Origin of the sequence: Thermoactinomyces sp. DSM 45892 (genome assembly GCF_900107305.1) — a bacterium.
GTDB lineage: Bacteria > Bacillota > Bacilli > Thermoactinomycetales > Thermoactinomycetaceae > Baia.
The window spans coordinates 1-1055 of sequence record NZ_FNPL01000053.1; the positions used below are offsets into that span (position 1 = coordinate 1).

Genomic DNA, 1055 nt, shown 5'->3' on the forward strand with positions numbered 1-1055 from the left:
ATTTGTTGTACGGGTTGATCATCTATCTCTTGGATTACAGTCCGTAGCGACTCATGACGTTCTAGAAGCTGATTCCATCCCTTTTCTAGGGATTCTATTGCCCAGTCCCCTGTGAGGCGCCATACGGCGGGAATATTATAGAGAGCACTATTAGGCGTGAATCGATCGATAAACCATAAGCGCTGCTGCGCATAGGATAGCGGGATTGCTTCGCCACGCTCCACTGGTACAAGTGGGGGTAATTCTCTCTTTTGATCCCCCTGACGCAATTGGCCAATTCGCCTTGCTAACGTCTCCACTGTCGAATGCTCGAACAGCTCACGTAACGGAAGTTCGATTTGAAACGCTTCTTGTAGACGAGAAACCACTTGGGTTGCAAGCAGTGAGTGTCCACCCAGTTCAAAGAATGAATCTTGCGCTCCGATGTTCGAGACACCTAATACCTGACTCCAAACAGACGCAATGAGTTCTTCTACAGGAGAGAGATGATTCTCTTCCCCGCTTGCTTGCTCTTCTGGAATAGGTAAGGCTTTGCGATCAACCTTCCCATTAGAAGTAAGAGGTAAGGTTTCCATCTCGACAAAATGCGATGGAACCATGTAGCTCGGCAATTGAGCCTTGAGATGCTCCCGCCATTCTGGCGTGCTTCCTCCGCCCACCACGTAGGCTACTAATCTCTTATCGCCAGGCTCATCTTCTCTTACCAACACTACGGCCTCTTTTATAGATGGGTGCTCTTGCAAAGCCGCTTCAATCTCCCCAAGTTCAATCCGGAAACCTCGGATTTTGACTTGATGATCGATCCGGCCCATAAACTCCAGATTCCCATCTGGAAGATACCTTACAAGGTCCCCTGTCCGATATAAGCGTTCTCCTGCTTTAAATGGATGCGGAACGAAACGCTCCTCGGTCAACTCCGGCCGGTTTAGATATCCACGGGCTAGTCCTGCTCCGCCGATGTACAGCTCCCCAGCTATCCCGACTGGGACGATTTGCTCATTGCGATCGAGTACAAATACTTCTACATTCGCAATCGGACGCCCAATCGGAGGAGT

General features: G+C 49.8%; 1 protein-coding gene. It reads right to left on the reverse strand.

The annotated features are described in order from the left end of the window. Positions 1–1055, reverse strand: a 1055-nt coding sequence (locus tag BLU58_RS15975) for a phosphopantetheine-binding protein (RefSeq protein ID WP_143123830.1), incomplete at both ends; no start/stop codon positions are given.